The sequence below is a fragment of the Vibrio sp. 1288 genome (assembly GCF_033344475.1).
Window position 1 is genome coordinate 1 of sequence record NZ_JAWPOX010000020.1, and the last position, 22131, is coordinate 22131.

The 22131-nt window shown below is 55.4% G+C and carries 30 protein-coding genes and 1 pseudogene; 22 read left to right on the forward strand and 9 right to left on the reverse strand.

Features of this window, described 5'->3' with window-relative positions; translation table 11 throughout:
* A partial coding sequence (locus R8O11_RS15290) for a hypothetical protein (RefSeq protein ID WP_170868628.1) occupies window positions 1-330 on the reverse strand: 330 nt, incomplete at its 3' end.
* Between the two features lie 326 nt (window positions 331-656).
* Between R8O11_RS15290 and R8O11_RS15295 the strand changes: the two genes are divergently transcribed.
* From R8O11_RS15295 to R8O11_RS15325, 7 genes and pseudogenes are all read left to right on the forward strand, one after another.
* Complete coding sequence (locus tag R8O11_RS15295) at window positions 657-1388, forward strand: recombinase family protein (protein WP_318194262.1); 732 nt, start codon at window positions 657-659, stop codon at window positions 1386-1388.
* Window positions 1385-1609 carry a hypothetical protein gene (locus R8O11_RS15300; RefSeq protein WP_000743213.1) on the forward strand — a complete coding sequence of 75 codons (225 nt, stop codon included), beginning with the start codon at window positions 1385-1387 and terminating at the stop codon, window positions 1607-1609. The genes R8O11_RS15295 and R8O11_RS15300 overlap by 4 nt, the downstream gene beginning before the upstream one ends.
* Window positions 1610-1819: 210 nt before the next feature.
* Entirely contained in the window at window positions 1820-3313 is a 1494-nt protein-coding gene (locus R8O11_RS15305) for an IS91-like element ISVsa3 family transposase (protein ID WP_001120888.1), read from the forward strand.
* A gap of 30 nt (window positions 3314-3343) precedes the next feature.
* A complete protein-coding gene (locus tag R8O11_RS15310) occupies window positions 3344-4228 on the forward strand; it encodes a DUF3363 domain-containing protein (RefSeq protein ID WP_001447541.1) in 885 nt (294 codons plus the stop codon).
* A gap of 216 nt (window positions 4229-4444) precedes the next feature.
* On the forward strand, window positions 4445-5659 hold the full coding sequence (floR, locus tag R8O11_RS15315; RefSeq protein ID WP_000214122.1) for a chloramphenicol/florfenicol efflux MFS transporter FloR: 1215 nt from the start codon (window positions 4445-4447) through the stop codon (window positions 5657-5659).
* A gap of 27 nt (window positions 5660-5686) precedes the next feature.
* On the forward strand, window positions 5687-5992 hold the full coding sequence (locus R8O11_RS15320; protein ID WP_001255015.1) for a LysR family transcriptional regulator: 306 nt from the start codon (window positions 5687-5689) through the stop codon (window positions 5990-5992).
* Window positions 5993-6103: 111 nt separating this feature from the next.
* Window positions 6104-6313, forward strand: a pseudogene (locus R8O11_RS15325) (IS91 family transposase); the annotation flags it as partial.
* Here R8O11_RS15325 and tet(A) read toward each other — a convergent pair.
* Complete coding sequence (gene tet(A) / locus R8O11_RS15330) at window positions 6259-7458, reverse strand: tetracycline efflux MFS transporter Tet(A) (RefSeq protein ID WP_000804063.1); 1200 nt, start codon at window positions 7456-7458, stop codon at window positions 6259-6261. The pseudogene R8O11_RS15325 and the gene tet(A) overlap by 55 nt on opposite strands.
* 105 nt (window positions 7459-7563) lie before the next feature.
* Between tet(A) and tetR(A) the strand changes: the two genes are divergently transcribed.
* On the forward strand, window positions 7564-8214 hold the full coding sequence (gene tetR(A), locus R8O11_RS15335) for a tetracycline resistance transcriptional repressor TetR(A) (protein WP_000164043.1): 651 nt from the start codon (window positions 7564-7566) through the stop codon (window positions 8212-8214).
* Window positions 8215-8245: 31 nt separating this feature from the next.
* Here the strand turns inward: tetR(A) and R8O11_RS15340 are convergent, their stop codons facing one another.
* From R8O11_RS15340 to sul2, 4 genes are all read right to left on the reverse strand, one after another.
* Window positions 8246-8488: a transposase gene (locus tag R8O11_RS15340; protein ID WP_000844627.1), complete on the reverse strand. Its 243-nt coding sequence runs from the start codon at window positions 8486-8488 to the stop codon at window positions 8246-8248.
* A 305-nt stretch (window positions 8489-8793) separates the two neighbouring features.
* A complete protein-coding gene (locus R8O11_RS15345; protein ID WP_000480968.1) occupies window positions 8794-9630 on the reverse strand; it encodes an aminoglycoside O-phosphotransferase APH(6)-Id in 837 nt (278 codons plus the stop codon).
* The gene (gene aph(3'')-Ib / locus R8O11_RS15350; RefSeq protein WP_001082319.1) at window positions 9630-10433 is read right to left on the reverse strand and encodes an aminoglycoside O-phosphotransferase APH(3'')-Ib; all 804 of its coding nucleotides are present in this window, start codon (window positions 10431-10433) and stop codon (window positions 9630-9632) included. The genes R8O11_RS15345 and aph(3'')-Ib overlap by 1 nt, the downstream gene beginning before the upstream one ends.
* Before the next feature lie 60 nt (window positions 10434-10493).
* A complete protein-coding gene (gene sul2, locus R8O11_RS15355; protein WP_001043260.1) occupies window positions 10494-11309 on the reverse strand; it encodes a sulfonamide-resistant dihydropteroate synthase Sul2 in 816 nt (271 codons plus the stop codon).
* Between the two features lie 306 nt (window positions 11310-11615).
* Between sul2 and R8O11_RS15360 the strand changes: the two genes are divergently transcribed.
* The 4 genes from R8O11_RS15360 (at window position 11616) to R8O11_RS15375 (ending at window position 14392) form a co-directional block, all read left to right on the forward strand.
* A complete protein-coding gene (locus tag R8O11_RS15360) occupies window positions 11616-11927 on the forward strand; it encodes a hypothetical protein (protein WP_000338945.1) in 312 nt (103 codons plus the stop codon).
* Window positions 11928-12100: 173 nt separating this feature from the next.
* Window positions 12101-12886: a ParA family protein gene (locus tag R8O11_RS15365; protein WP_001151304.1), complete on the forward strand. Its 786-nt coding sequence runs from the start codon at window positions 12101-12103 to the stop codon at window positions 12884-12886.
* Window positions 12887-12889: 3 nt separating this feature from the next.
* Window positions 12890-14071 carry a ParB/RepB/Spo0J family partition protein gene (locus R8O11_RS15370; RefSeq protein WP_001207227.1) on the forward strand — a complete coding sequence of 394 codons (1182 nt, stop codon included), beginning with the start codon at window positions 12890-12892 and terminating at the stop codon, window positions 14069-14071.
* A gap of 48 nt (window positions 14072-14119) precedes the next feature.
* On the forward strand, window positions 14120-14392 hold the full coding sequence (locus R8O11_RS15375) for a helix-turn-helix domain-containing protein (RefSeq protein WP_000703827.1): 273 nt from the start codon (window positions 14120-14122) through the stop codon (window positions 14390-14392).
* A gap of 52 nt (window positions 14393-14444) precedes the next feature.
* Here the strand turns inward: R8O11_RS15375 and R8O11_RS15380 are convergent, their stop codons facing one another.
* Window positions 14445-15080, reverse strand: a complete 636-nt coding sequence (locus R8O11_RS15380; protein WP_000074431.1) for an N-6 DNA methylase — start codon at window positions 15078-15080, stop codon at window positions 14445-14447.
* A gap of 91 nt (window positions 15081-15171) precedes the next feature.
* A complete protein-coding gene (locus R8O11_RS15385; protein ID WP_000939033.1) occupies window positions 15172-15315 on the reverse strand; it encodes a hypothetical protein in 144 nt (47 codons plus the stop codon).
* Window positions 15316-15641: 326 nt separating this feature from the next.
* Here R8O11_RS15385 and R8O11_RS15390 point away from each other — a divergent pair, with 326 nt between their 5' ends.
* The 10 genes from R8O11_RS15390 (at window position 15642) to R8O11_RS15435 (ending at window position 21538) form a co-directional block, all read left to right on the forward strand.
* Window positions 15642-16019, forward strand: coding sequence for a hypothetical protein (locus tag R8O11_RS15390; RefSeq protein ID WP_001125904.1), 378 nt, complete (start codon window positions 15642-15644; stop codon window positions 16017-16019).
* A complete protein-coding gene (locus tag R8O11_RS15395) occupies window positions 16012-16293 on the forward strand; it encodes a hypothetical protein (protein ID WP_000044823.1) in 282 nt (93 codons plus the stop codon). The genes R8O11_RS15390 and R8O11_RS15395 overlap by 8 nt, the downstream gene beginning before the upstream one ends.
* Window positions 16268-16942 (forward strand): hypothetical protein, encoded by a 675-nt coding sequence (locus tag R8O11_RS15400; protein ID WP_000344149.1) that lies wholly within the window; start codon window positions 16268-16270, stop codon window positions 16940-16942. The genes R8O11_RS15395 and R8O11_RS15400 overlap by 26 nt, the downstream gene beginning before the upstream one ends.
* The gene (locus tag R8O11_RS15405; protein ID WP_000566443.1) at window positions 16935-17441 is read left to right on the forward strand and encodes a hypothetical protein; all 507 of its coding nucleotides are present in this window, start codon (window positions 16935-16937) and stop codon (window positions 17439-17441) included. Before R8O11_RS15400 ends, R8O11_RS15405 begins: the two co-directional genes overlap by 8 nt.
* A gap of 5 nt (window positions 17442-17446) precedes the next feature.
* Entirely contained in the window at window positions 17447-17758 is a 312-nt protein-coding gene (locus R8O11_RS15410; protein ID WP_001447539.1) for a hypothetical protein, read from the forward strand.
* A gap of 8 nt (window positions 17759-17766) precedes the next feature.
* Window positions 17767-18267, forward strand: coding sequence for a hypothetical protein (locus R8O11_RS15415; protein ID WP_000647188.1), 501 nt, complete (start codon window positions 17767-17769; stop codon window positions 18265-18267).
* Between the two features lie 3 nt (window positions 18268-18270).
* Window positions 18271-19698: a DNA cytosine methyltransferase gene (locus tag R8O11_RS15420; protein WP_000936897.1), complete on the forward strand. Its 1428-nt coding sequence runs from the start codon at window positions 18271-18273 to the stop codon at window positions 19696-19698.
* Window positions 19698-20354: a hypothetical protein gene (locus R8O11_RS15425; RefSeq protein WP_000268552.1), complete on the forward strand. Its 657-nt coding sequence runs from the start codon at window positions 19698-19700 to the stop codon at window positions 20352-20354. Before R8O11_RS15420 ends, R8O11_RS15425 begins: the two co-directional genes overlap by 1 nt.
* Before the next feature lie 124 nt (window positions 20355-20478).
* Entirely contained in the window at window positions 20479-21027 is a 549-nt protein-coding gene (locus R8O11_RS15430; protein WP_225452416.1) for a phage head-tail adapter protein, read from the forward strand.
* A 232-nt stretch (window positions 21028-21259) separates the two neighbouring features.
* On the forward strand, window positions 21260-21538 hold the full coding sequence (locus tag R8O11_RS15435; RefSeq protein WP_000746034.1) for a hypothetical protein: 279 nt from the start codon (window positions 21260-21262) through the stop codon (window positions 21536-21538).
* Between the two features lie 90 nt (window positions 21539-21628).
* Here R8O11_RS15435 and R8O11_RS15440 read toward each other — a convergent pair whose 3' ends face one another.
* Window positions 21629-22117, reverse strand: a complete 489-nt coding sequence (locus tag R8O11_RS15440; protein WP_000467110.1) for a hypothetical protein — start codon at window positions 22115-22117, stop codon at window positions 21629-21631.
* Window positions 22118-22131: the final 14 nt, after the last annotated feature.

A 22131-nucleotide genomic window follows, 5' to 3' on the forward strand; every position in this document is an offset into this window, starting at 1 on the left:
GGTAAGCAGAGTTTTTGAAATGTAAGGCCTTTGAATAAGACAAAAGGCTGCCTCATCGCTAACTTTGCAACAGTGCCGCGCGACGAGCAGCAGCACCAGGAGCAGAAGCACGTCGAGAAAAAGCAACAGCAGATCGAGCAGCGCCCACGGCGGGCCGCTCGCATCGGATAAGTCGAAAAATCCGGCTAAAGTGGCCGAGCTGCACATCAGGCCGCGCGGTTTTCCTCCCTGATCGCCGGCGCGGTTTCTTCCTCCCTGAACCGCATGCAGACTTGCCGCCTCGGACACCCCGAGGCGGTTTTTTTTCGCCTCGCTCGAGCATCGCCGCATCCGACGATGCCGAGACGACCAGGCCGCGCACGTCGAGCTGCAGCATCGCCATTGCCGACGATGGCACCAGGTCGCCGGCGGTGGCCACCGACCTCGAGCTCGCATCGCCACATCCGACGATGCGCGCCGGCGTCGACCATCGCCAGGTCTGACGATGGCGGCCGCCCTGCCCTGGATCTCGCATCGCCATTTCTGGCGATGAGATCCACGGAGCGGCCATTTAGACCCGCCAATAACGACCCGGCCAAGATAAATCGCATGACGGCCTTTTTGGCCGGGGGTAGCATGACCGGACACTTTGCGTATGCCCAAAGGAGCCCGCAAGTATGCGCAGGACGAAGCCAGTAGCCGCGCCGATGGTGGCGCGGGTCTATCTGCGCGTCAGCACCGACGCGCAGGACTTGGAACGCCAAGAGGCGATCACTACGGCCGCGAAGGCCGCCGGCTACTACGTCGCCGGCATCTACCGTGAGAAGGCATCCGGCGCACGCGCCGACCGGCCTGAGCTGCTGCGCATGATCGGCGACCTACAGCCCGGCGAGGTGGTCATTGCCGAGAAGATCGACCGCATCAGCCGCCTACCTTTGCCCGAGGCCGAGCGCCTGGTGGCCTCGATACAGGCCAAAGGCGCACGCCTGGCCGTCCCTGGCGTGGTCGATCTATCCGACCTGGCGGCCGAGGCCCAGGGCGTCGCCAAGATCGTGCTGGAAGCCGTGCAGATCATGCTTTTTCGCCTGGCCTTGCAGATGGCCCGCGACGACTACGAGGACAGGCGCGAACGCCAAGGCATTGAGTTGGCCCGCCAGGCCGGGCGGTACAAGGGCCGCCGTGCTGATCCGAAGCGCCGCGCCCAAGTTGTCGCGCTGCGCAAGTCCGGCTACAGCATCAACAAGACCGCCGAGCTGGCCGGGTACAGTGCGGCCCAGGTGAAACGGATATGGGCCGAGGTCAGCCAGGCCGAAGCGAAGCAGCACGGCGCGTTCGTGGAGGACGCATTGACGGAAGCCGATGCCCTGGCCGCTGTCGGCCAGGATGAGCGCCAGGAGGAAAGGGCATGAAGAAGCCGAACCAAGACGACGAGCCGTTTTTCATCACCGAGGAGATTGCGGCCGAAATGATCGCCGGCGGCTATGAGTTCGAGCTGCCGCCCATTCCTTGCACCATCCGCCTACGCGACGTGCTGGAGCGCATGACCGATGCTGAGCTAGCATTGCAGCCGGGCGAGATCGCCGACCAGGAGCGTGAACGCTGCCGGCGCAAGCCGTGTTCAACCTCATGATCTGGTCATGGTATTTTTCATGGCACTGAGCCTGATAGTTCTTGCAAATTGTTGTCACTAAAGGGTTTTGTGTGCTTGTTTACAATCGAGTGGGAGTGACGGGCACTGGCTGGCAATGTCTAGCAACGGCAGGCATTTCGGCTGAGGGTAAAAGAACTTTCCGCTAAGCGATAGACTGTATGTAAACACAGTATTGCAAGGACGCGGAACATGCCTCATGTGGCGGCCAGGACGGCCAGCCGGGATCGGGATACTGGTCGTTACCAGAGCCACCGACCCGAGCAAACCCTTCTCTATCAGATCGTTGACGAGTATTACCCGGCATTCGCTGCGCTTATGGCAGAGCAGGGAAAGGAATTGCCGGGCTATGTGCAACGGGAATTTGAAGAATTTCTCCAATGCGGGCGGCTGGAGCATGGCTTTCTACGGGTTCGCTGCGAGTCTTGCCACGCCGAGCACCTGGTCGCTTTCAGCTGTAAGCGTCGCGGTTTCTGCCCGAGCTGTGGGGCGCGGCGGATGGCCGAAAGTGCCGCCTTGCTGGTTGATGAAGTACTGCCTGAACAACCCATGCGTCAGTGGGTGTTGAGCTTCCCGTTTCAGCTGCGTTTCCTGTTTGCCAGCCGGCCCGAGATCATGGGGTGGGTGCTGGGCATCGTTTACCGCGTCATTGCCACGCACCTGGTCAAGAAAGCGGGCCATACCCACCAAGTGGCCAAGACGGGCGCGGTCACCCTGATCCAGCGTTTTGGATCGGCGCTCAATCTGAATGTTCACTTCCACATGCTGTTTCTCGACGGTGTGTATGTCGAGCAATCCCACGGCTCAGCGCGTTTCCGCTGGGTCAAGGCGCCGACCAGCCCAGAGCTCACCCAGCTGACGCACACCATCGCCCACCGGGTGGGTCGCTATCTGGAACGGCAAGGCCTGCTGGAACGGGATGTCGAAAACAGCTATCTGGCCTCGGATGCGGTGGATGACGACCCGATGACACCCCTGCTGGGGCACTCGATCACTTACCGTATCGCTGTCGGTTCACAGGCGGGGCGAAAGGTGTTCACTTTGCAAACTCTGCCGACCAGTGGTGATCCGTTCGGTGACGGGATTGGCAAGGTAGCCGGGTCCAGCCTGCACGCCGGCGTGGCGGCCAGGGCCGATGAACGCAAGAAGCTCGAACGGCTGTGCCGGTACATCAGCCGCCCGGCGGTATCCGAGAAGCGGCTGTCGTTAACACGAGGCGGCAACGTGCGCTACCAGCTCAAGACGCCGTACCGGGACGGCACCACGCACGTCATTTTCGAACCATTGGATTTCATTGCAAGGCTGGCCGCCCTGGTACCGAAGCCCAGAGTCAACCTAACCCGCTTCCACGGGGTGTTCGCACCCAACAGTCGGCACCGGGCGTTGGTCACGCCGGCAAAACGGGGCAGGGGCAACAAGGTCAGGGTGGCTGATGAACCGGCAACACCAGCACAACGGCGAGCGTCGATGACATGGGCGCAACGGCTCAAGCGTGTTTTCAATATCGACATCGAGACCTGCAGCGGCTGCGGCGGCGCCATGAAAGTCATCGCCTGCATTGAAGACCCTATAGTGATCAAGCAGATCCTTGATCACCTGAAGCACAAAGCCGAAACCAGCGGGACCAGGGCGTTACCCGAAAGCCGGGCGCCACCGGCTGAGCTGCTCCTGGGTCTGTTTGACTGACGAGCCTGAAGGCCAACGATACCAATCAAAATGCTGCGTTCACAGCGCCGCGGCAGGGATCCGCCGTGCTGGTTGTCGGAAAAGGAGCCGCTAGTGGGAAAGAGGAGGGTAAATTTTCAGCGTTGCTGGCTCCCCGTCAGCCGGATTGGGTTGCATCGCAGGGGTGTCGAAAGAGTCAACTGCGGTCCAAAGCTGTTGGACTTGGGTGAAAAGGGCGTTTATTCTTCCTATACGTGCCGCGTTCCAGGCGGCGACTATGAGGGCTATGTCGATGCCCATGTGCGCCGGCTGGAGGCGCTACGCCGGGCCGGTATCGTCGAGCGGATCGACGCCGACCAATGGCGCATCCCCGATGATCTGGTCAGCCGTGCCGCCGCCCATGACGCCGGCCGAGACAGTCAGGCCAGCGTTCGCGTCCTTTCCCCGGTCGATCTGAACAAACAGATCGGATCGGACGGCGCGACCTGGCTGGACCGGCGGCTGATCCACGGCGAGACGGCCGACCTTGCGCCAACCGGCTTCGGGCAACAAGTCCGCGAAGCCATGGACCAGCGCCGCGAGCACCATATCGAACAGGGCGACGCCACCCGCAGCCGGGACAGCCGCGTCTTCTACCGGCGCAACCTTCTCGCCATCCTGCGGGAGCGCGAGGTAGCCGGCGTCGGATCGGATATGGCTTTGAGTAAGGGCCTGCCGTTCCGCGCCGCCACGGACGGCGAGAGCGTCAGCGGCAAGTTTACCGGAACCGTGCATCTATCGAGCGGCAAGTTCGCCGTGGTCGAGAAATCCCATGAGTTCACCCTTGTCCCGTGGCGGCCGATCATCGACCGCCAACTCGGCCGCGAGGTTATGGGCATCGTGCAGGGCGGGTCGGTGTCGTGGCAGTTAGGGCGGCAGAGGGGGCTGGAACGCTGAGTGCGCCCATGCCGCATTGCGAAGCAAAAGATAATCGGATAAAATGTAGCAATTCATATTCGTAAGCGTGGAGTAATCAGATGGGAAATTCCAAGTCAGCAGACAAGTAAGCCGCAACAACCAGTATTGTTGTTGCGGCGCTCTGTAAGGCTAGTCTCATCTGATTGCTGACGAGCAGACGTCGCCCGGTATTCCTTAATCGAGGGTTGATTCGTCATGACCACCACACGCCCCGCGTGGGCCTATACGCTGCCGGCAGCACTGCTGCTGATGGCTCCTTTCGACATCCTCGCTTCACTGGCGATGGATATTTATCTCCCTGTCGTTCCAGCGATGCCCGGCATCCTGAACACGACGCCCGCTATGATCCAACTCACGTTGAGCCTCTATATGGTGATGCTCGGCGTGGGCCAGGTGATTTTTGGTCCGCTCTCAGACAGAATCGGGCGACGGCCAATTCTACTTGCGGGCGCAACGGCTTTCGTCATTGCGTCTCTGGGAGCAGCTTGGTCTTCAACTGCACCGGCCTTTGTCGCTTTCCGTCTACTTCAAGCAGTGGGCGCGTCGGCCATGCTGGTGGCGACGTTCGCGACGGTTCGCGACGTTTATGCCAACCGTCCTGAGGGTGTCGTCATCTACGGCCTTTTCAGTTCGATGCTGGCGTTCGTGCCTGCGCTCGGCCCTATCGCCGGAGTATTGATCGGCGAGTTCTTGGGATGGCAGGCGATATTCATTACTTTGGCTATACTGGCGATGCTCGCACTCCTAAATGCGGGTTTCAGGTGGCACGAAACCCGCCCTCTGGATCAAGTCAAGACGCGCCGATCTGTCTTGCCGATCTTCGCGAGTCCGGCTTTTTGGGTTTACACTGTCGGCTTTAGCGCCGGTATGGGCACCTACTTCGTCTTCTTCTCGACGGCTCCCCGTGTGCTCATAGGCCAAGCGGAATATTCCGAGATCGGATTCAGCTTTGCCTTCGCCACTGTCGCGCTTGTAATGATCGTGACAACCCGTTTCGCGAAGTCCTTTGTCGCCAGATGGGGCATCGCAGGATGCGTGGCGCGTGGGATGGCGTTGCTTGTTTGCGGAGCGGTCCTGTTGGGGATCGGCGAACTTTACGGCTCGCCGTCATTCCTCACCTTCATCCTACCGATGTGGGTTGTCGCGGTCGGTATTGTCTTCACGGTGTCCGTTACCGCGAACGGCGCTTTGGCAGAGTTCGACGACATCGCGGGATCAGCGGTCGCGTTCTACTTCTGCGTTCAAAGCCTGATAGTCAGCATTGTCGGGACATTGGCGGTGGCACTTTTAAACGGTGACACAGCGTGGCCCGTGATCTGTTACGCCACGGCGATGGCGGTACTGGTTTCGTTGGGGCTGGTGCTCCTTCGGCTCCGTGGGGCTGCCACCGAGAAGTCGCCAGTCGTCTAACCGACGACTGGTAGCAGGCCCGCTCCGATGCGGCGCACTAACCATCGAAACCTCGTGAATGTCGGTATCCTGTCTGGCAGGATACCGCTCATTTCCCTTGTTCAGTTCATCGCCGTCGCCGAGCATCTGAATTTTCGGCATGCGGCCAAGGCACTTGGTATCAGCCAGTCGAGCGTCAGCGCGCGTGTGAAAGCGCTGGAGGATAACCTTGGTGTCCTGCTATTTGAGCGCCATGCGCGGGGCGTTCGGCTAACAGACGCAGGCAGGCACTTCATGGAGCGTGTCACGGCGGGTGTCGATCAACTCGATCACGCAGTGAAGACCGCGGAGTGACGGGCACTGGCTGGCAATGTCTAGCAACGGCAGGCATTTCGGCTGAGGGTAAAAGAACTTTCCGCTAAGCGATAGACTGTATGTAAACACAGTATTGCAAGGACGCGGAACATGCCTCATGTGGCGGCCAGGACGGCCAGCCGGGATCGGGATACTGGTCGTTACCAGAGCCACCGACCCGAGCAAACCCTTCTCTATCAGATCGTTGACGAGTATTACCCGGCATTCGCTGCGCTTATGGCAGAGCAGGGAAAGGAATTGCCGGGCTATGTGCAACGGGAATTTGAAGAATTTCTCCAAAGCCCGCGACGCAGCGCCGGCAGGCAGAGCAAGTAGAGGGCAGCGCCTGCAATCCATGCCCACCCGTTCCACGTTGTTATAGAAGCCGCATAGATCGCCGTGAAGAGGAGGGGTCCGACGATCGAGGTCAGGCTGGTGAGCGCCGCCAGTGAGCCTTGCAGCTGCCCCTGACGTTCCTCATCCACCTGCCTGGACAACATTGCTTGCAGCGCCGGCATTCCGATGCCACCCGAAGCAAGCAGGACCATGATCGGGAACGCCATCCATCCCCGTGTCGCGAAGGCAAGCAGGATGTAGCCTGTGCCGTCGGCAATCATTCCGAGCATGAGTGCCCGCCTTTCGCCGAGCCGGGCGGCTACAGGGCCGGTGATCATTGCCTGGGCGAGTGAATGCAGAATGCCAAATGCGGCAAGCGAAATGCCGATCGTGGTCGCGTCCCAGTGAAAGCGATCCTCGCCGAAAATGACCCAAAGCGCGGCCGGCACCTGTCCGACAAGTTGCATGATGAAGAAGACCGCCATCAGGGCGGCGACGACGGTCATGCCCCGGGCCCACCGGAACGAAGCGAGCGGGTTGAGAGCCTCCCGGCGTAACGGCCGGCGTTCGCCTTTGTGCGACTCCGGCAAAAGGAAACAGCCCGTCAGGAAATTGAGGCCGTTCAAGGCTGCCGCGGCGAAGAACGGAGCGTGGGGGGAGAAACCGCCCATCAGCCCACCGAGCACAGGTCCCGCGACCATCCCGAACCCGAAACAGGCGCTCATGAAGCCGAAGTGCCGCGCGCGCTCATCGCCATCAGTGATATCGGCAATATAAGCGCCGGCTACCGCCCCAGTCGCCCCGGTGATGCCGGCCACGATCCGCCCGATATAGAGAACCCAAAGGAAAGGCGCCGTCGCCATGATGGCGTAGTCGACAGCAGCGCCGGCCAGCGAGACGAGCAAGACCGGCCGCCGCCCGAAACGATCCGACAGCGCGCCCAGCACAGGTGCGCAGGCAAATTGCATCAACGCATACAGCGCCAGCAGAATGCCATAGTGGGCGGTGACGTCGTTCGAGTGAACCAGATCGCGCAGGAGGCCCGGCAGCACCGGCATAATCAGGCCGATGCCGACAGCGTCGAGCGCGACAGTGCTCAGAATTACGATCAGGGGTCTGTTGGGTTTCACGTCTGGCCTCCGGACCAGCCTCCGCTGGTCCGATTGAACGCGCGGATTCTTTATCACTGATAAGTTGGTGGACATATTATGTTTATCAGTGATAAAGTGTCAAGCATGACAAAGTTGCAGCCGAATACAGTGATCCGTGCCGCCCTGGACCTGTTGAACGAGGTCGGCGTAGACGGTCTGACGACACGCAAACTGGCGGAACGGTTGGGGGTTCAGCAGCCGGCGCTTTACTGGCACTTCAGGAACAAGCGGGCGCTGCTCGACGCACTGGCCGAAGCCATGCTGGCGGAGAATCATACGCATTCGGTGCCGAGAGCCGACGACGACTGGCGCTCATTTCTGATCGGGAATGCCCGCAGCTTCAGGCAGGCGCTGCTCGCCTACCGCGATGGCGCGCGCATCCATGCCGGCACGCGACCGGGCGCACCGCAGATGGAAACGGCCGACGCGCAGCTTCGCTTCCTCTGCGAGGCGGGTTTTTCGGCCGGGGACGCCGTCAATGCGCTGATGACAATCAGCTACTTCACTGTTGGGGCCGTGCTTGAGGAGCAGGCCGGCGACAGCGATGCCGGCGAGCGCGGCGGCACCGTTGAACAGGCTCCGCTCTCGCCGCTGTTGCGGGCCGCGATAGACGCCTTCGACGAAGCCGGTCCGGACGCAGCGTTCGAGCAGGGACTCGCGGTGATTGTCGATGGATTGGCGAAAAGGAGGCTCGTTGTCAGGAACGTTGAAGGACCGAGAAAGGGTGACGATTGATCAGGACCGCTGCCGGAGCGCAACCCACTCACTACAGCAGAGCCATGTAGACAACATCCCCTCCCCCTTTCCACCGCGTCAGACGCCCGTAGCAGCCCGCTACGGGCTTTTTCATGCCCTGCCCTAGCGTCCAAGCCTCACGGCCGCGCTCGGCCTCTCTGGCGGCCTTCTGGCGCTCCTGCTGCGGCGTCCGCTCGTGGGCCGTGGCGCGGGTCCGCGCGCCGGCCTCGTGCGCCTGGCGCTCGCGGGCGAGGTCCAGGGCGGCCGTCTTCACGTTCTGCCTTGCGCAGATGAGATAGATCTAGCGTGGACTCAAGGCTCTCGCGAATGGCTCGCGTTGGAAACTTTCATTGACACTTGAGGGGCACCGCAGGGAAATTCTCGTCCTTGCGAGAACCGGCTATGTCGTGCTGCGCATCGAGCCTGCGCCCTTGGCTTGTCTCGCCCCTCTCCGCGTCGCTACGGGGCTTCCAGGGGTCGTTTGCGGGAAGGGGCGGAATCCTACGCTAAGGCTTTGGCCAGCGATATTCTCCGGTGAGATTGATGTGTTCCCAGGGGATAGGAGAAGTCGCTTGATATCTAGTATGACGTCTGTCGCACCTGCTTGATCGCGGCCGCGATAGCTAGATCGCGTTGCTCCTCTTCTCCATCCGCGTTCCAAGCTGCGGAAAGGCACCCATAAGCGTACGCCTGGTCGAGCAGGCGACGCGGATCGACGTCCAGCGCACGAGAGAATGCGTCCGCCATCTGTGCAATGCGTCTAGGATCGAGACAAAGGTCGTCTCTGTCAGCCGGATCGTAGAACATATTGGCGGCGCCAAAGCCCACTTCACCGACCAGACCGACGGGATCTATCACCAGCCAGCCGCGACTGGAGAACATGATGTTTTCATGATGCAGATCGCCATGTAGCCCACGCAGTTCCGAGGCATTGCTCATCATTTGATCGGCTATAATCGCCGCGTGGACGTAGTCAGTTTGACAACCTGCGTTTTGATCATCGCGCGCCCGCTGAAACAAAGCTGCAAAGCGATCCCGGATCGGGAGAAGGGCAGAAGGCAGGGGTTCCTCAGATGCGGCATACAGCTTCGCCATTAGTTCCGCTGCAATTTCGGTCGCCTGGTAGTCGCCGTGCTCGGCAACGATGTGAGAGAGCATTCGCTCCCCGGCATATTCGAGCAACATCAGATTGTTCTCACGACCGAGCAACCGGACTGCTCCCCTCCCATTGCGCCATACCAGATAGTCGGCCCCGCGCAGTTCATCAGCAATGTCTTCTATAGGTTTCAATCCCTTGACGATTGCAGGAGTCCCGTCTGGCAATGAAACTTTCCAAACGAGGCTGGAAAAGGTGTCCGCAATGAGAACAGGTTGCGAAACGTGCCAATGAGCAGGAAAAACAGGCGGCATGAACATCAACCCCAAGTCAGAGGGTCCAATCGCAGATAGAAGGCAAGGCGTTCGCGGTCGGGGGCTTCGATCCCCAATACATTGAATAGGACAGCGAAGGCGCGCTCTGCTTCATCTGGCGCTGCCCAGTTCTCTTCGGCGTTAGCAATCATGAGTGCCAAATCGGCATAGCGATCTGCTGTTCCGAGCCGCCCAAGGTCGATCAGACCCGTGCATTGAAGAGTTTTAGGGTCCACCATGAAGTTCGGCATGCAGGGATCACCATGGCAAACAACCATATCGGTGCGCTCTTGGTCGAGCCGCACCGGTAGCTCTCGTTCGACACGAGCCAAAAGATCGAGCTGCGGCGTACTCTTGTCCTCGTCCGGTAAGAAGTCGGGATTGACGGCATTGCGGGACACCACATCAACGGCGCGTCCGAACATTCGCGACAGCCTGCGCTCAAACGGACATTGATCAACCGATAGGCTGTGAACAGCGCCAAGTTGCTGCCCCATTGACGGCCACGCTTTGAGCAAATCCGCTCCAGACAGATCAGCCGCCGGTACTCCCGGAATTGCCGTTATCACCAAGCATGCACCCTCCTGTTCCTCCTGCCAGTTGATGACCTCGGGGCAAGCCACACCTCGACCTTTGAGCCAAATGAGGCGGTCACGCTCTCCAGCGAGCTCACCGCGGCGGGAAGCAGGTGCGATTTTCGCGAAGGCATGCCCGTCACCACGTCGAAAAACAAAATCACCAGATTCTCCGCCTCTGACAGGCAACCAGTCAGAATGCGATTCACCAAAAAAAATATTAGTTCGATTCAATGGAGGTTCCTTCAGTTTTCTGATGAAGCGCGAATATAGAGAAATATCCCGAATGTGCAGTTAACGAATTCTTGCGGTTTCTTTCAGCGCCGCCAATACCGCCAGCCCGTCGCGCAAGGGGCGCGGCTCGTGTGTGCGGATGAAGTCAGCTCCACCTGCGGCGGCGGCAAGCTCTGCAGCGAGTGTCGCGGCCCCGACATCCCCCGGACCACGGCCTGTGAGCGCGCGCAGAAAGGATTTGCGCGAAACAGACAGAAGCACCGGCAAATCGAAGCGCAGCCGCAATTCATCGAACCGCGCCAGCACCGAGAGCGAGGTTTCGGGAGCAGCCCCCAGAAAAAACCCCATGCCGGGATCAAGGACAAGGCGGTTGCGTTTGATACCGGCACCCGTCAGCGCCGCGATGCGCGCGTCAAAGAACGCCGCAATGTGATCCATGATGTCGCCAGCGGGTGCCTCGCGCCGATCTGCCTGCCCGTCTTGCACCGAATGCATAACGACGAGTTTGGCAGATGATTTCGCCAATTGCGGATAGAACGCAGCGTCTGGAAAACCGCGAATATCATTGAGATAGGCCACACCACGCGACAAGGCATAGGCTTGCGTCGCGGGTTGATAACTGTCGAGCGAGACGGGAATGCCATCTGCCTTGAGCGCGTCCAGCACCGGCGCGATACGCGCGATTTCTGTGTCGGACGAAACAGGCGCGGCGTCGGGATTGCTGGATGCCGGACCGAGGTCGATCACATCTGCCCCCTCGGCCATCAGCTTACGCGCCTGCGCAATGGCTGCGTCTGGCGCCAGATACCGGCCTCCATCGGAGAAACTGTCCGAGGTTATGTTGACGATGCCGAAAATGATGAGCGATTTATTCATGGGGGCTTCTATAATAATAATAATCGAGCATGAGTCTCATACGGATGCTCGGGTCGAAAGGGAATCCCCAGGCGAGTAACCTGTTTGCGGTGATCCATTAGCTGCAGGAGCAGAATAGCATACATCTGGAAGCAAAGCCAGGAAAGCGGCCTATGGAGCTGTGCGGCAGCGCTCAGTAGGCAATTTTTCAAAATATTGTTAAGCCTTTTCTGAGCATGGTATTTTTCATGGTATTACCAATTAGCAGGAAAATAAGCCATTGAATATAAAAGATAAAAATGTCTTGTTTACAATAGAGTGGGATAAATGGACGCTAAAGAACTGAACCACATGATAGCTGAGGCCTACAGCCGGGATTTGCAAAAGCCTGAGCTGGTATCGTTCAAAGAGGTGAGTCGCTGGGGGCGTAAGTACGGTTTCCCCGTCGTATGCACTCTGGCCGATGAAAGTGAAGAAAAGCAGATCCACTGGGCTGCCAGTTTGCTCATTCAAGTAGCCGGTACTTGGCCGCGAGAAGATATGCCGGAATTGCTCACACCGGAACGGGGCTCCGCGCTGTTCAACGATGCGATGCAGTTATTGGCGAATGGGCTTGGAGCAGCAAATCAATTGCGCTGACAGCACAAACCTTGTCAATAAGCGGCCTTCATGGCCGTTTTTTTGTTTAAAGTTTGTTTTAACAGAACCATAATTAGATATTGCAGTATCATTTTATGATCGCTACAATCTTTCACATGTGAAAGTTTGGGGGTGGTCTTGATCACCTGCGAGAAACCAAAATAGAGGTGGGTATGGCAAAAGTAATCAGCTTCGCCAACCAGAAAGGCGGAGTGGGTAAGAGTACCCTCTGTATCCAGCAGGCCTTTTATCTGGCGTTACAGAAGAAAAAGAAAGTGCTGGTCTTGGATATGGATGGTCAGGGGAACACGTCCTCTCGACTGGCCCCCAGACGAGAGCTTGAGGATGGTGACTACGAGCCCATCCTCACAGGAACCAAAACCGCAGAGCTGTTCGCTTACGAGCTGGACGGCATTGAGGTCATGCACTGCCCTTGCGGTGCAGACCTCATTCATACGCCGAAAAACGACCCGGATCTGTTTGAGATGGAGGCTGTGCCTCTTGACCAGGCCATGAATCCGGCTCGCCATTTGGCTGAGCTGTTTGAGAACTACGACTACGTGCTGATTGATTGTCCGCCTAGCCTCGGCAGAAAGCTGGTGGCAGCGTTGGTGATGTCTACCCATGTGGCATGTCCAGTAAAGCTCTCTGGCTTCGCTGTGGACGGCGTAGAAGGTCTCCTGAACACGATTATTGGTGTGCGCGAGGCGTACAACCAAGATTTGGAGATCCTGGGCATCGTGATCAACGACATGGACCGCTCTGTCAATCACGACAAAGCCCTCAAGTCGCTGGAGAACACAGTTCCGGATCTGTTGTTTGAGAACAAAATTATGCACCGGCCTCCGCTCGATACGGCGACGACTGATGGCATCCCTGTCTGGGAGCTTCGCTATGGACATGTCGCGGCCAAAGAAGTTGAGGCGGTGTTGGAAGAACTATTAGAGAAGGTGGGCTAAGCGATGGCATTGAACAATTTAAAAGGCCTGTCCGAACTTGCTAAAGCCGCCAAAGGCAAGAAAGGCAAAGAGGTTCTTACCGTACCTGTTGACGACGTTGTATCCAAGGTCCAGGTTCGTAAGCGCTTCCGTAACATTGAAGAGCTGGCGGCAACCTTGCTGACCGAAGGGCAGCAGTCTCCGATCATCGTGTTCCCGAAGAACGAAGAAGGCAAGTTCGTCATCCAAAAAGGGGAGCGGCGTTGGAGAGCGTGTAAACACGCTGGTATCGAGACCATTGACTTGGTGGTGAATGATAAGGTCCAGAACAACTTGGACGAGACTGCTGGTGAGCTGATCGAAAACATCCAGCGGGATGACTTGACTCCGGTAGAGATTGCCGAGGCGTTAAACCTGTTTATTGAAGAAGGTTGGAAGCAAAAGGATATTGCTGATCGGCTCGGTAAGAATATCACTTTCGTATCTACGCATCTGTCGTTGCTCAAGCTACCTGACTGTGTGCGTGAGTTATACGATAATGAAGTATGTTCTGATACAGAGACCTTGAATAACCTTCGTCTCTTGTTCGATCTGAATGAAGAAAGATGTCGCGCCGTCTGCGCGGTGGCTATGTCTGACGGGATTACTCGTAAACAAAGCCGTGAGCTGCTGAATGATGCCAAACGTATCAAAGACGAAATGGAAAAAGGCCCACTGACTGGCTCCCACCAGAATGATGAGCTTGGCGCTGGCAACACCGACGAGCAATCCCTCAACTCGGGTGGGGATGGTACGTCGGAACAAACCGGGAATGACGACCTGAACCTTGCCCAGGAGGAACTGGAAGGGGGTAAAAATTCCAATGGTCAGGACGATGATGACGAAGACCCTTTGCGTGATGAAGAGGGTGAGCACAAAGATCCTGTCAAGCAGCCAGATAACAGCGGCAAGGACAAAGATGAAGAAGGCGGTGATGCTCTTCCTCCTCTGCCGAAGGACAAGGAATGGAAGAACGTCCGGGCTGACAGTTTGATTTTTGCTGTCAACGTTAACCTGGATGGCGAGACCAAACGTGGAGTCATCATGACCGACCGTGTTGCTCTGGTTCCGTCTACTGTCTGGGTTAAAACGCTCGATGGCGAAGGCAAGGAAAAGCATGTTCATGTGCCTGTGTCAGACATTGAACTCCTGAGTGTCGAAGGCTAATAAAGGAGGCCCAGCCAGAGAGGTTGGGCCTGTCAAGAACAGGTGAATATGAAGATCTCACAGGACATGAAAAGAAAATTTGCTTTGGTGAATGCCCTGTCTAAAACGGAGAAGCCAAGTCTCCAAGACCTTCACAAGGCAACAAATATTCCTGAATCAACGATCAAGAGACAGTTGTCTGCCCTGCGTGATGAGTTCGGAATGAATATCTTGTTCGTCAGGGAGTCTACCGGCGAACGAGGTGCCACCGGCTACTACATGCTGACAGACTGGGGGATCTTAGACAGGTCTTCGTTCTTGAACCGGTACGGAAAACTGTAAGGTGCCATAGAGCAGCGCATTGAATGCAAAACCCGCCAATCGGCGGGTTTTTTTATGCTGCCACGGTAGCGGCGGTTGCTGGAGGTTTTTCGGCGTAGTAGGCGATGTTCTTGGTTCGTCTGCTAAGGGTGTCTATGCCGACGATACTCAGCGTTTTGGGAGTGGTATTGCGGGACTCGAAATAATGGAATAGCTGGATCATGCAGCACTTCACCATCAACGGATCGATGTCTTCCAGGTAGATTGAGGCTTCTCTCAATGCTTCGGGACCGTGGTTCTCGATCAGGTTTTCCATCCAGTGAATGGCGTTGATGCCAGAACCACAGCAGGGCTCATAAAAGTCTGCCGAAGACTGTGAGCCAACAATGAGTGACATCAAGCGGCCAATCTCTGGAGGAGTGGGGAAGTAATTGGTGCCCTTCTTGTGGAAGCCAGACATGCTTAGGACGTAACCCAAAACATCGCTGGTGGGGTCGCGCTTAATGGCGGCAGACAGGACGTGAGAGAGCTCGAAGGCGACCGGCTGAAGTTCTTCCGGGATCTCCTCCTTGGCTGGGTATAGGCCAGTCTGCAAGTATGCCCACTGGTCAATAAAGGCCTCAACAAACCGAGATGTGCCCATTCTGTATCGGGACTGCTCGATGAGAGATAAAGCCTTGGATGTAAGTTGCTGTGTTTCTGGTGACATAAGCGCTCCAGTTTGTTCTGACGAAACATTCAAGAGGTAGAAACGAAGAACCCCGCCGAAGCGAGGTTCTTTGCTTTCCTGCCTGATCGCCTTAATGCCGAAGCAAAGACGTCTTGATAAAGTCGGGGCAACCGGACATTTCCCGGTCGATGAAGTCCTGACGTTTCGCCAGCGGCCATTTCATGAACGCCGCGAGCGGGATGCGCTTATTCGTGTTAGTATTGCCTTGCAGCATAACAAAGCTCCTTAATTGCTTGATTGTGTTGTAAGGGCTGCAACGAAGGTCGAAGAGCGATGCGGCCCTTATTTATGATTATTACAGCATCATAAAATAATATCAAGAGACAATAAAACGATACCAAGAAACAAAACTTTCACATGTGAAAGTCTCCCCGCTGTCCACCTCGCACACTCCAAACGCCCAAACGCCCAAATAACTTGTCTATCTGCCCAAAATGGGCGCGTAAGCGTCCGATAGAAAGTAATTGTTAGTGAGATATTGACTACACGGAATATGGCTATATCATAGAATCATAAAATGATGCTGTAAAAGTGATATGTATGCCAAAGCAAGCAAATCATCTCCGTTTGAAGAAACCTTGCGCCAACTGTCCATTCCGGAAGGAGGGCGCTATCGAGCTGGCCCCTGGGCGATTAGAAGGCATCATCAACGACATCGTTGAAAACGACATGACGACGTTTCATTGCCACAAGACCGTGCACTCAAAGTCAGGTGGTGAATGGGATGAAGAGGGTAACTATGCACCTTCGGGACAAGAGTCGATGTGTGCCGGTGCTGCGGCTTACTTGATGAAAATAGGCAGGCCGACAGTGGCTATGCGAATTGCCTTTGCGTTTGGTGATGCAAAGGTGTCCGACTGGGACGAAGCTCAAGAGCTGGTTGTCGAGCCTTTGGTACAAGGGGACCGAAATGAGTAAGCGATATGCGGTAGTGCCGCATCCGAAACTGAAACGAGAGTACAAAGGTCGGCTGGTCAGAACTACTCGGGTACTAAAAAACGGCTGGGGGTTGATCCCTCTAGGGGCTGTGGCAACGGTCACGCATCAGTCTCCCAAGGGATCAGAACTGACCTTTGAACCATGCGACTGCTGCGGCCTGAAAGCCATTATCAGTCATGTAAGCATGGACTCCATTGAATTTATCGAACCGATTACTGAGGAAGAAGATGGACGAGAACAAGCTCAACATTGAAACGGTCGATGGGCACAACGAGCTGGTAGTCAGCTTTTTGTCCAGAATGGTAAGCCTGAGTGACGAGGAAAAGCAGACAGTATTGTCCTGCCTTCCGGACACCGGCAAACAAACAATCACCCAGCTCTATGAGGCGCTGCGTTCTCAAGGGCACCAGGATCTTGCAGAGAAAGTCGAACCATACCTCCAGCAGGGGGTGTTTGGGCCGATCTTCGATAACGCCAAGTCCAAGGTGTTCGTTCGGGACGAAGCGCCTTTTTTCCTCATGGATGAAAATCCTTTGAACTGGGATGACGCTAAAGCATTCAATCGCCTACGTATGAGTACGACCTGTGTTCTTGGCCGTGGCGGCTGGACTATCGGTGAGCGCTTTGATGACCGCTTTGATACCGAGGTGGGCGGAACACAGCTTATCGTCACTCAGTCACTCAACGAAAAAGGTGAGATTGAAGGAGGACTTCCTACCTCGATGTCGCTGAATGACTTTGCTGAGTTCCCTAAACAGCCAAGGCCTCCTCAAATAGTCGATTACCAGGAAGACAAGCGATACACGCTTGAGGAAGCGGAAGCTATCCCTGAGCTCGCACCAGTGGTTCAGCGTCTGAAAGAGCGCATCGAAGAGTATGAGGAGAGAAGAGCCCATGATTGACCTGACATGCCGCCTTTGTGCTGGTTCCGGTGTTTATGACTTTTCCCCTTCCAAAGAAACCTGCGGTATGTGCCAAGGGCATGGGAAATTTGTTGACGCCAAAGCAATGCTGGTGGCTGCCATCGAGCTGGCAAAGAAGCAACGCGAGCCTGTCATTGAAGTGGTAATGGGGTTGGTGCTCCAGGGTGTGGATGTTAGAGGGAAGGAGCCTGGAGAGCGGTTCAAGGCTGCTCAGGCCTTTAACGCCCCAGGGCACAACCTATTACGATACGGGTGGGATGCTTGGGAGCTCTATGCCCTCCATGAGGGTGTAAGTCCAGAACTTGCATCGCTTGGCCGAAGTGTGATGCGCGAGTGGCATAGCCATTCATGGGGCCGGTTCAGTGGAGAGGTAGGCTTTAACGCCGCCGAGATCATGATCAAACAGGCCAAAGACAACCCAGAAAAAGCAGAAGAGCGCTGGGCGTTCCTGCTTAGTGAAGAATGGATGGTGGAGTAATTGTCGTGACAGAACAAACCAATAAGAAATTGATGCTGGATGAGTCTCCAGATATGCCCCTGCAATTCAAGTGGAGAAAGTTTGGTGGTGCGATTTTTACTGCCACGCAAACAATGGAGCACGTCAAGGAAGGACGTAAGCTCGGGCCGACTCCAGCAGGGATGCTACCTCAAGAAGTGTGGCTGAACCGCCTGATCGCTATGGAAGAAACCCTGCCACGAGGGAAGTTTTTTGACAGATTCCGCCGCCGCGACAAAAACGAGCAGTATGACTTGGCCGCCGATCATCTCCGTCTTGTCGGAAAGAAAAAGCGATAGGGGGATAGATGAAAGCCCAGGCATACCCACCATCAGTCATTCGTAAAGGCGCTGTGTTGTACGCAGCCCTTTATTACATCTCTGATGATGATAAAGCAAAGGTCGAGGTTACAGAGTGGATAGTTCGCTCTATTCAGAAACGACGCAACTCAACCAGCGATCAACGCTATGTCAATCTTGCCCAAAAGTTAGATGGGATTACGTGGGGGAAAAGGTCACGGAAGAATGGGGACTTTGGTTGGTTGCCATCTATACCGAGCTGGTGCTTGAAGCAGTTCCGGGAAGGTGGCGAATTGCCTTTTGGCGTTTATACGACGCGACTGGCCGCTCTCAAGTTTGCGAAAGTCAGCTTGCAGGAAGAGGTCCAATATTGCGAGGCCGAGCTGAAAAAGGCTCAGACAGAAGAGGATACTCAGGAACTCCAAGAGGAGCTGGCGGAGAACCAGAGACTTCTGAAAGCTGCTGGAGCAATGGTGAAGCGCGAGCAAAACAAGAAGAAAAGAGGTTGACCAATGTTACCGATCGTCTCCCCCTCCGTAGTAACCAAACAACTTGCGTTCAATCGAGTAGGCGATAAACGCAAGGTTAGGGTTTCGTCCAACTTTTTGGATGTTATGGGGTTCAAGCCAGGTATGGGCATCGCCGTTGAGCCAGGGGAGGGGATGGGCGGTTTTTCGGTGATCCCAGCGACCGATGAACTACAGACACACCAGGTTTATCAGCGCCGGTATCAACCAAAGAGTCGCTCCAACAACCCGCTGGAAACCGTTATTGAGTTTTCTGGACAAGGGCTCATAGATAAGTGCTTCCCTCGCTATACAGAGCGTTTCCACGTCGAAATGCGAAAAGGTCGAGTAGTCTTCACTCCCGTCGCAAACAGAGCCTTTGCCATTGCTGATCGGTTCAGAAAAACCAGCCCTTTCCGTGCCTTTGTGGCATTGACTGGCGGGGTAGACATTCATGTTATGGAATCGCTTGGCTGGAAGGCTGAGATTGTTTTGGAACATCGTCCAGTTGAAGCCAGAGACAGAGCATCCGGGCGGAACCTGAGTGAAGTACATGCGCTCAATACGCTGGTGAACAGCTCCCCGCGTATCCTGCTGAATGAAGACATTCATCACCTGGAGCTGGATCGCCTTGGAGCCTTGCTGGCGGAGTGCCCACCAATTGGTTTGGCCCATTACTCGTTGGGGTGTGATGACCACTCAAACGCCAAAAGTCCAAGGGACAAAGAGCGTTCTCTTGAAGATCTCTCCACCATGCTCGACATGGTTTACCCGGCACTAAAACAGATCGAGGTCGTGAACCCTGCCGTCGTGCTGGTGGAAAACGTCCCGAACTTCAAAGCATCCGGAGCCGGGGCGATGATGGGAACGACACTGCGGCGGATGGGGTACTTCCTCACTGAGATGGTCTTGAACGGTCTGGATTTCGGCGCGTACCAGGGGCGAGAACGCTATTACATGGTGGCGTCGGTCTTCCCTGGGTTCGTTCCACCGAAACCTGAGCAGAGAGCTGGTGGACGATTGTGGCCGGTGATCGAGAAGCACCTCGGGGATTGTGCAGACGTCACAGCGTTGAAGTCAATTCAGGCCAGAGAGTCAACTTCTCGCAGGATGCCTGCGTTCTTGACGAGAGAAAGCACCAGTTGCCCGACCATCCTCAAGTCTCAGGATCGTGGGGTAAAGGATGCAGTGTACATCCAAGACGGTGGCCGCATTTACAAGCCATCGGTCGATCTGGTTCAGGAGTTGATGTCGATACCTGATAGCTTTGATATTTCGTGGATGGCAAAAGAACAAGCGACAGAAACACTTGGGCAGAGTGTGGATTACAGATTGCATTCAGCGGTCATGGCCGCAGTTCGGGATCACCTGAATGTGAATTGCGGTCGCCATACCGTGGTGCAGCACGGTATCAGAAGTAAGGAAGGTAAATAATGGCAGTCATTTACTACGGCGAGGGAACCCATGACGCCGGTTTCGTCGGGTTCCGTGTCGCACGAACAGTTGGGGTGGCGGATGATTACCGGCAGGAATACTTCTCCTTGAGAGAGTATTCCTACGCAACAGCTCACCGGCTGGCCTACAGCTTGGACCGAAAGTGGGAAGCTGAGGCAGAAGAGGTGAAGCGTCAGAATAAGACTTGTAAGCGGCGACGCAACTCCGGGCCAAATATCATTGCTGAGGGGCTGAGGGCTTATATCAGTATCGAGAACCGGAGCCGGATGGGGGTGAAGAGAACCTACTTCGCACCTTGTTTTCTCGTCACAAAGCCAGGCTACGGCAATGGGGATATTGTTTTCAGGATTTCCACTCATGGCTACGCAGAAGCCTACGAAAAGGCGGTGGAAAAATATTGTGAGATCCATGATTTGACGGATGAGCAGTATGTTGAGTTGCTTGACCGTATGCCGAGTACAGAGGTGTTCACTGGATACCTGCTGAATGCTCTTTTAATACGCGGTCATCGCGCCACAAAAGCTGAAATACTGAGTAAGCTGGGGGCTGCGAAGAATGAAGATGACATCACCAATAGCAAAGGGAAAAGCGGCCACAACAGAGTGCGTTGCCCAGAGTATCGGTGGGCGCAATAACAGCGCCAGATGTTCAAACCATGTTTTATAGCAACACCTCTTTGGGGGCGGAATTATGTTTTTTGATAACAAAGTAGAATCTCACTCGCTCGTAATGGGAGCCAGCGGGAAGGGCAAATCGGTCTTGTCCGAACAAGTGCGGAAAAACGCGAGGCTGCGCGGTGATCTGCTGGTGGATACTGAGATGTACCGTGAAGGTCGAGGGTTGAAACCATACGAGCATGAGTACGCTCGTCGCTTAGTTCTGGGGCTAAGTGGACCGTTGCCGCGTGAACTGCGTGGGAAGCCGGTGACGGTTATCTCTGATGTGTCCAGACCAAAAAAGGTAAAGCGTCAGCCAAAGCAATTTGTTAAGACCGTAAATGGCGTCACCCTTGAACGCCAATTGGTGGCAGATGCAAGAGACCAGTTGGAAATGCAAACAGGCGTCTGGCTCAAACAACCTCAGCTCATCGAGCTGATGGAAGAGTCGGGCATAGACGAAACTCTAGCCGATTTTGGTGAGGCTGAAACACAGATCCGAGAAATGCTGGCGGATGCGTTGGCGATGAAACTGGTAGGGCGCTCATGGCCCAAGTGTGGAGCCCTCTATAACGCGGCAGAAAAGTCCGACGTTAACTTTTCCTCCGAGCTTGATGCTGCGGCAAAAGAAGCTGGATACATGGTTCGCTGAATGGGATTTGGTGTGGACAAGATAGATCGGCAAAGTTGGCTCGTTAAATTCAGGCGAGCGAAGTGTCAGGACACTTTAGACACGATGCGGGATGCGGCCATTCGCAACTATGAAGGGAATATTCGTGTTATCGCGGATATTGTATTGGCCCATGAGGCGAGAGAGACAGAAATTGAAAAAGGGATGTTTTGTCTAATAGTTAGATAGTCTGATGAGCTATCAGGTGGTGATTATGAAAAAGAGAATACTTCATCTGCCCGTAAAAAAGATTTACTTCGATCAGATCAAATCTGGAGAAAAACCAGATGAATATCGCCTCGTCACAGACTACTGGATAAAAAGACTAGAGGGGCGCGAGTATGATGAAGTCCATGTTAAGTGTGGCTACCCAAAGGCTGGAGATATGTCCAGGATAGAGATTCGTCCTTGGCGTGGCTTCTCAAGGAACGTCATAACGCACCCGCACTTTGGAGATTATCCGGTTGAAGTATTCGCCATCCATGTGAATTGATTTTGGTATTCTGATTTAAAACTATTGTAGCTCAGGTATCAAAAGAACTTGGGTAATTAAAGATAAGGGGCCGACGGCCCCTTAATTGTTTTAGTTTGTGAATATTGAACAATCGAGGTGGGATAGCGCTTGTTCGTAGCTACCTTTGTTGTTCGTCTTACGCAGTGCCACCAGCTCAACAATCAATTGGCTTAAAGCCAGTGATTGAGGCTCCCAGACGCGCTTGCATTTGTCAGCCATGTTGGCATTTACGTCTGTAATGACGTAGAGGAAATCAGGGACGTCTTTCAAGGTCCCCAGGCCTTTTGCCATATCAACAGCCTCAGGGTTTTGATAGCTTCGAGTGGCGCTCAGGTCATCGTGGGAAATATAGCTGGCAGATGTCTCAGCGAAACCTAACACCATGCCTTTTCCTGCGCTTTTTGCAATGGCCGAGCCGATAGCTAGAGTTGGCATGATGGCCTGACCTATTTGGCGGGTAGATGCAGTTGCCAAGCCTGAGGCGATGTTCTTCCCGGCATCTTCGGCAGTGGCAGAGCTGGTTGTGAGCATCGCAGTTAAAATGATTTTTCCAAACATACTTAATTCCTCTA

Bases quoted from the DNA above. Each gene is read 5' to 3' on its own strand.
- R8O11_RS15295 (WP_318194262.1), top strand. From the start codon at position 657: ATGCGCAGGACGAAGCCAGTAGCCGCGCCGATGGTGGCGCGGGTCTAT.
- R8O11_RS15300 (WP_000743213.1), top strand. From the start codon at position 1,385: ATGAAGAAGCCGAACCAAGACGACGAGCCGTTTTTCATCACCGAGGAG.
- R8O11_RS15305 (WP_001120888.1), top strand. From the start codon at position 1,820: ATGCCTCATGTGGCGGCCAGGACGGCCAGCCGGGATCGGGATACTGGT.
- R8O11_RS15310 (WP_001447541.1), top strand. From the start codon at position 3,344: ATGCTGCGTTCACAGCGCCGCGGCAGGGATCCGCCGTGCTGGTTGTCG.
- floR (WP_000214122.1), top strand. From the start codon at position 4,445: ATGACCACCACACGCCCCGCGTGGGCCTATACGCTGCCGGCAGCACTG.
- R8O11_RS15320 (WP_001255015.1), top strand. From the start codon at position 5,687: ATGCGGCGCACTAACCATCGAAACCTCGTGAATGTCGGTATCCTGTCT.
- R8O11_RS15345 (WP_000480968.1), bottom strand. From the start codon at position 9,630: ATGTTCATGCCGCCTGTTTTTCCTGCTCATTGGCACGTTTCGCAACCT.
- sul2 (WP_001043260.1), bottom strand. From the start codon at position 11,309: ATGAATAAATCGCTCATCATTTTCGGCATCGTCAACATAACCTCGGAC.
- R8O11_RS15360 (WP_000338945.1), top strand. From the start codon at position 11,616: ATGGACGCTAAAGAACTGAACCACATGATAGCTGAGGCCTACAGCCGG.
- R8O11_RS15365 (WP_001151304.1), top strand. From the start codon at position 12,101: ATGGCAAAAGTAATCAGCTTCGCCAACCAGAAAGGCGGAGTGGGTAAG.
- R8O11_RS15370 (WP_001207227.1), top strand. From the start codon at position 12,890: ATGGCATTGAACAATTTAAAAGGCCTGTCCGAACTTGCTAAAGCCGCC.
- R8O11_RS15375 (WP_000703827.1), top strand. From the start codon at position 14,120: ATGAAGATCTCACAGGACATGAAAAGAAAATTTGCTTTGGTGAATGCC.
- R8O11_RS15380 (WP_000074431.1), bottom strand. From the start codon at position 15,080: ATGTCACCAGAAACACAGCAACTTACATCCAAGGCTTTATCTCTCATC.
- R8O11_RS15385 (WP_000939033.1), bottom strand. From the start codon at position 15,315: ATGCTGCAAGGCAATACTAACACGAATAAGCGCATCCCGCTCGCGGCG.
- R8O11_RS15390 (WP_001125904.1), top strand. From the start codon at position 15,642: ATGCCAAAGCAAGCAAATCATCTCCGTTTGAAGAAACCTTGCGCCAAC.
- R8O11_RS15395 (WP_000044823.1), top strand. From the start codon at position 16,012: ATGAGTAAGCGATATGCGGTAGTGCCGCATCCGAAACTGAAACGAGAG.
- R8O11_RS15400 (WP_000344149.1), top strand. From the start codon at position 16,268: ATGGACGAGAACAAGCTCAACATTGAAACGGTCGATGGGCACAACGAG.
- R8O11_RS15405 (WP_000566443.1), top strand. From the start codon at position 16,935: ATGATTGACCTGACATGCCGCCTTTGTGCTGGTTCCGGTGTTTATGAC.
- R8O11_RS15415 (WP_000647188.1), top strand. From the start codon at position 17,767: ATGAAAGCCCAGGCATACCCACCATCAGTCATTCGTAAAGGCGCTGTG.
- R8O11_RS15420 (WP_000936897.1), top strand. From the start codon at position 18,271: ATGTTACCGATCGTCTCCCCCTCCGTAGTAACCAAACAACTTGCGTTC.
- R8O11_RS15425 (WP_000268552.1), top strand. From the start codon at position 19,698: ATGGCAGTCATTTACTACGGCGAGGGAACCCATGACGCCGGTTTCGTC.
- R8O11_RS15435 (WP_000746034.1), top strand. From the start codon at position 21,260: ATGAAAAAGAGAATACTTCATCTGCCCGTAAAAAAGATTTACTTCGAT.
- R8O11_RS15440 (WP_000467110.1), bottom strand. From the start codon at position 22,117: ATGTTTGGAAAAATCATTTTAACTGCGATGCTCACAACCAGCTCTGCC.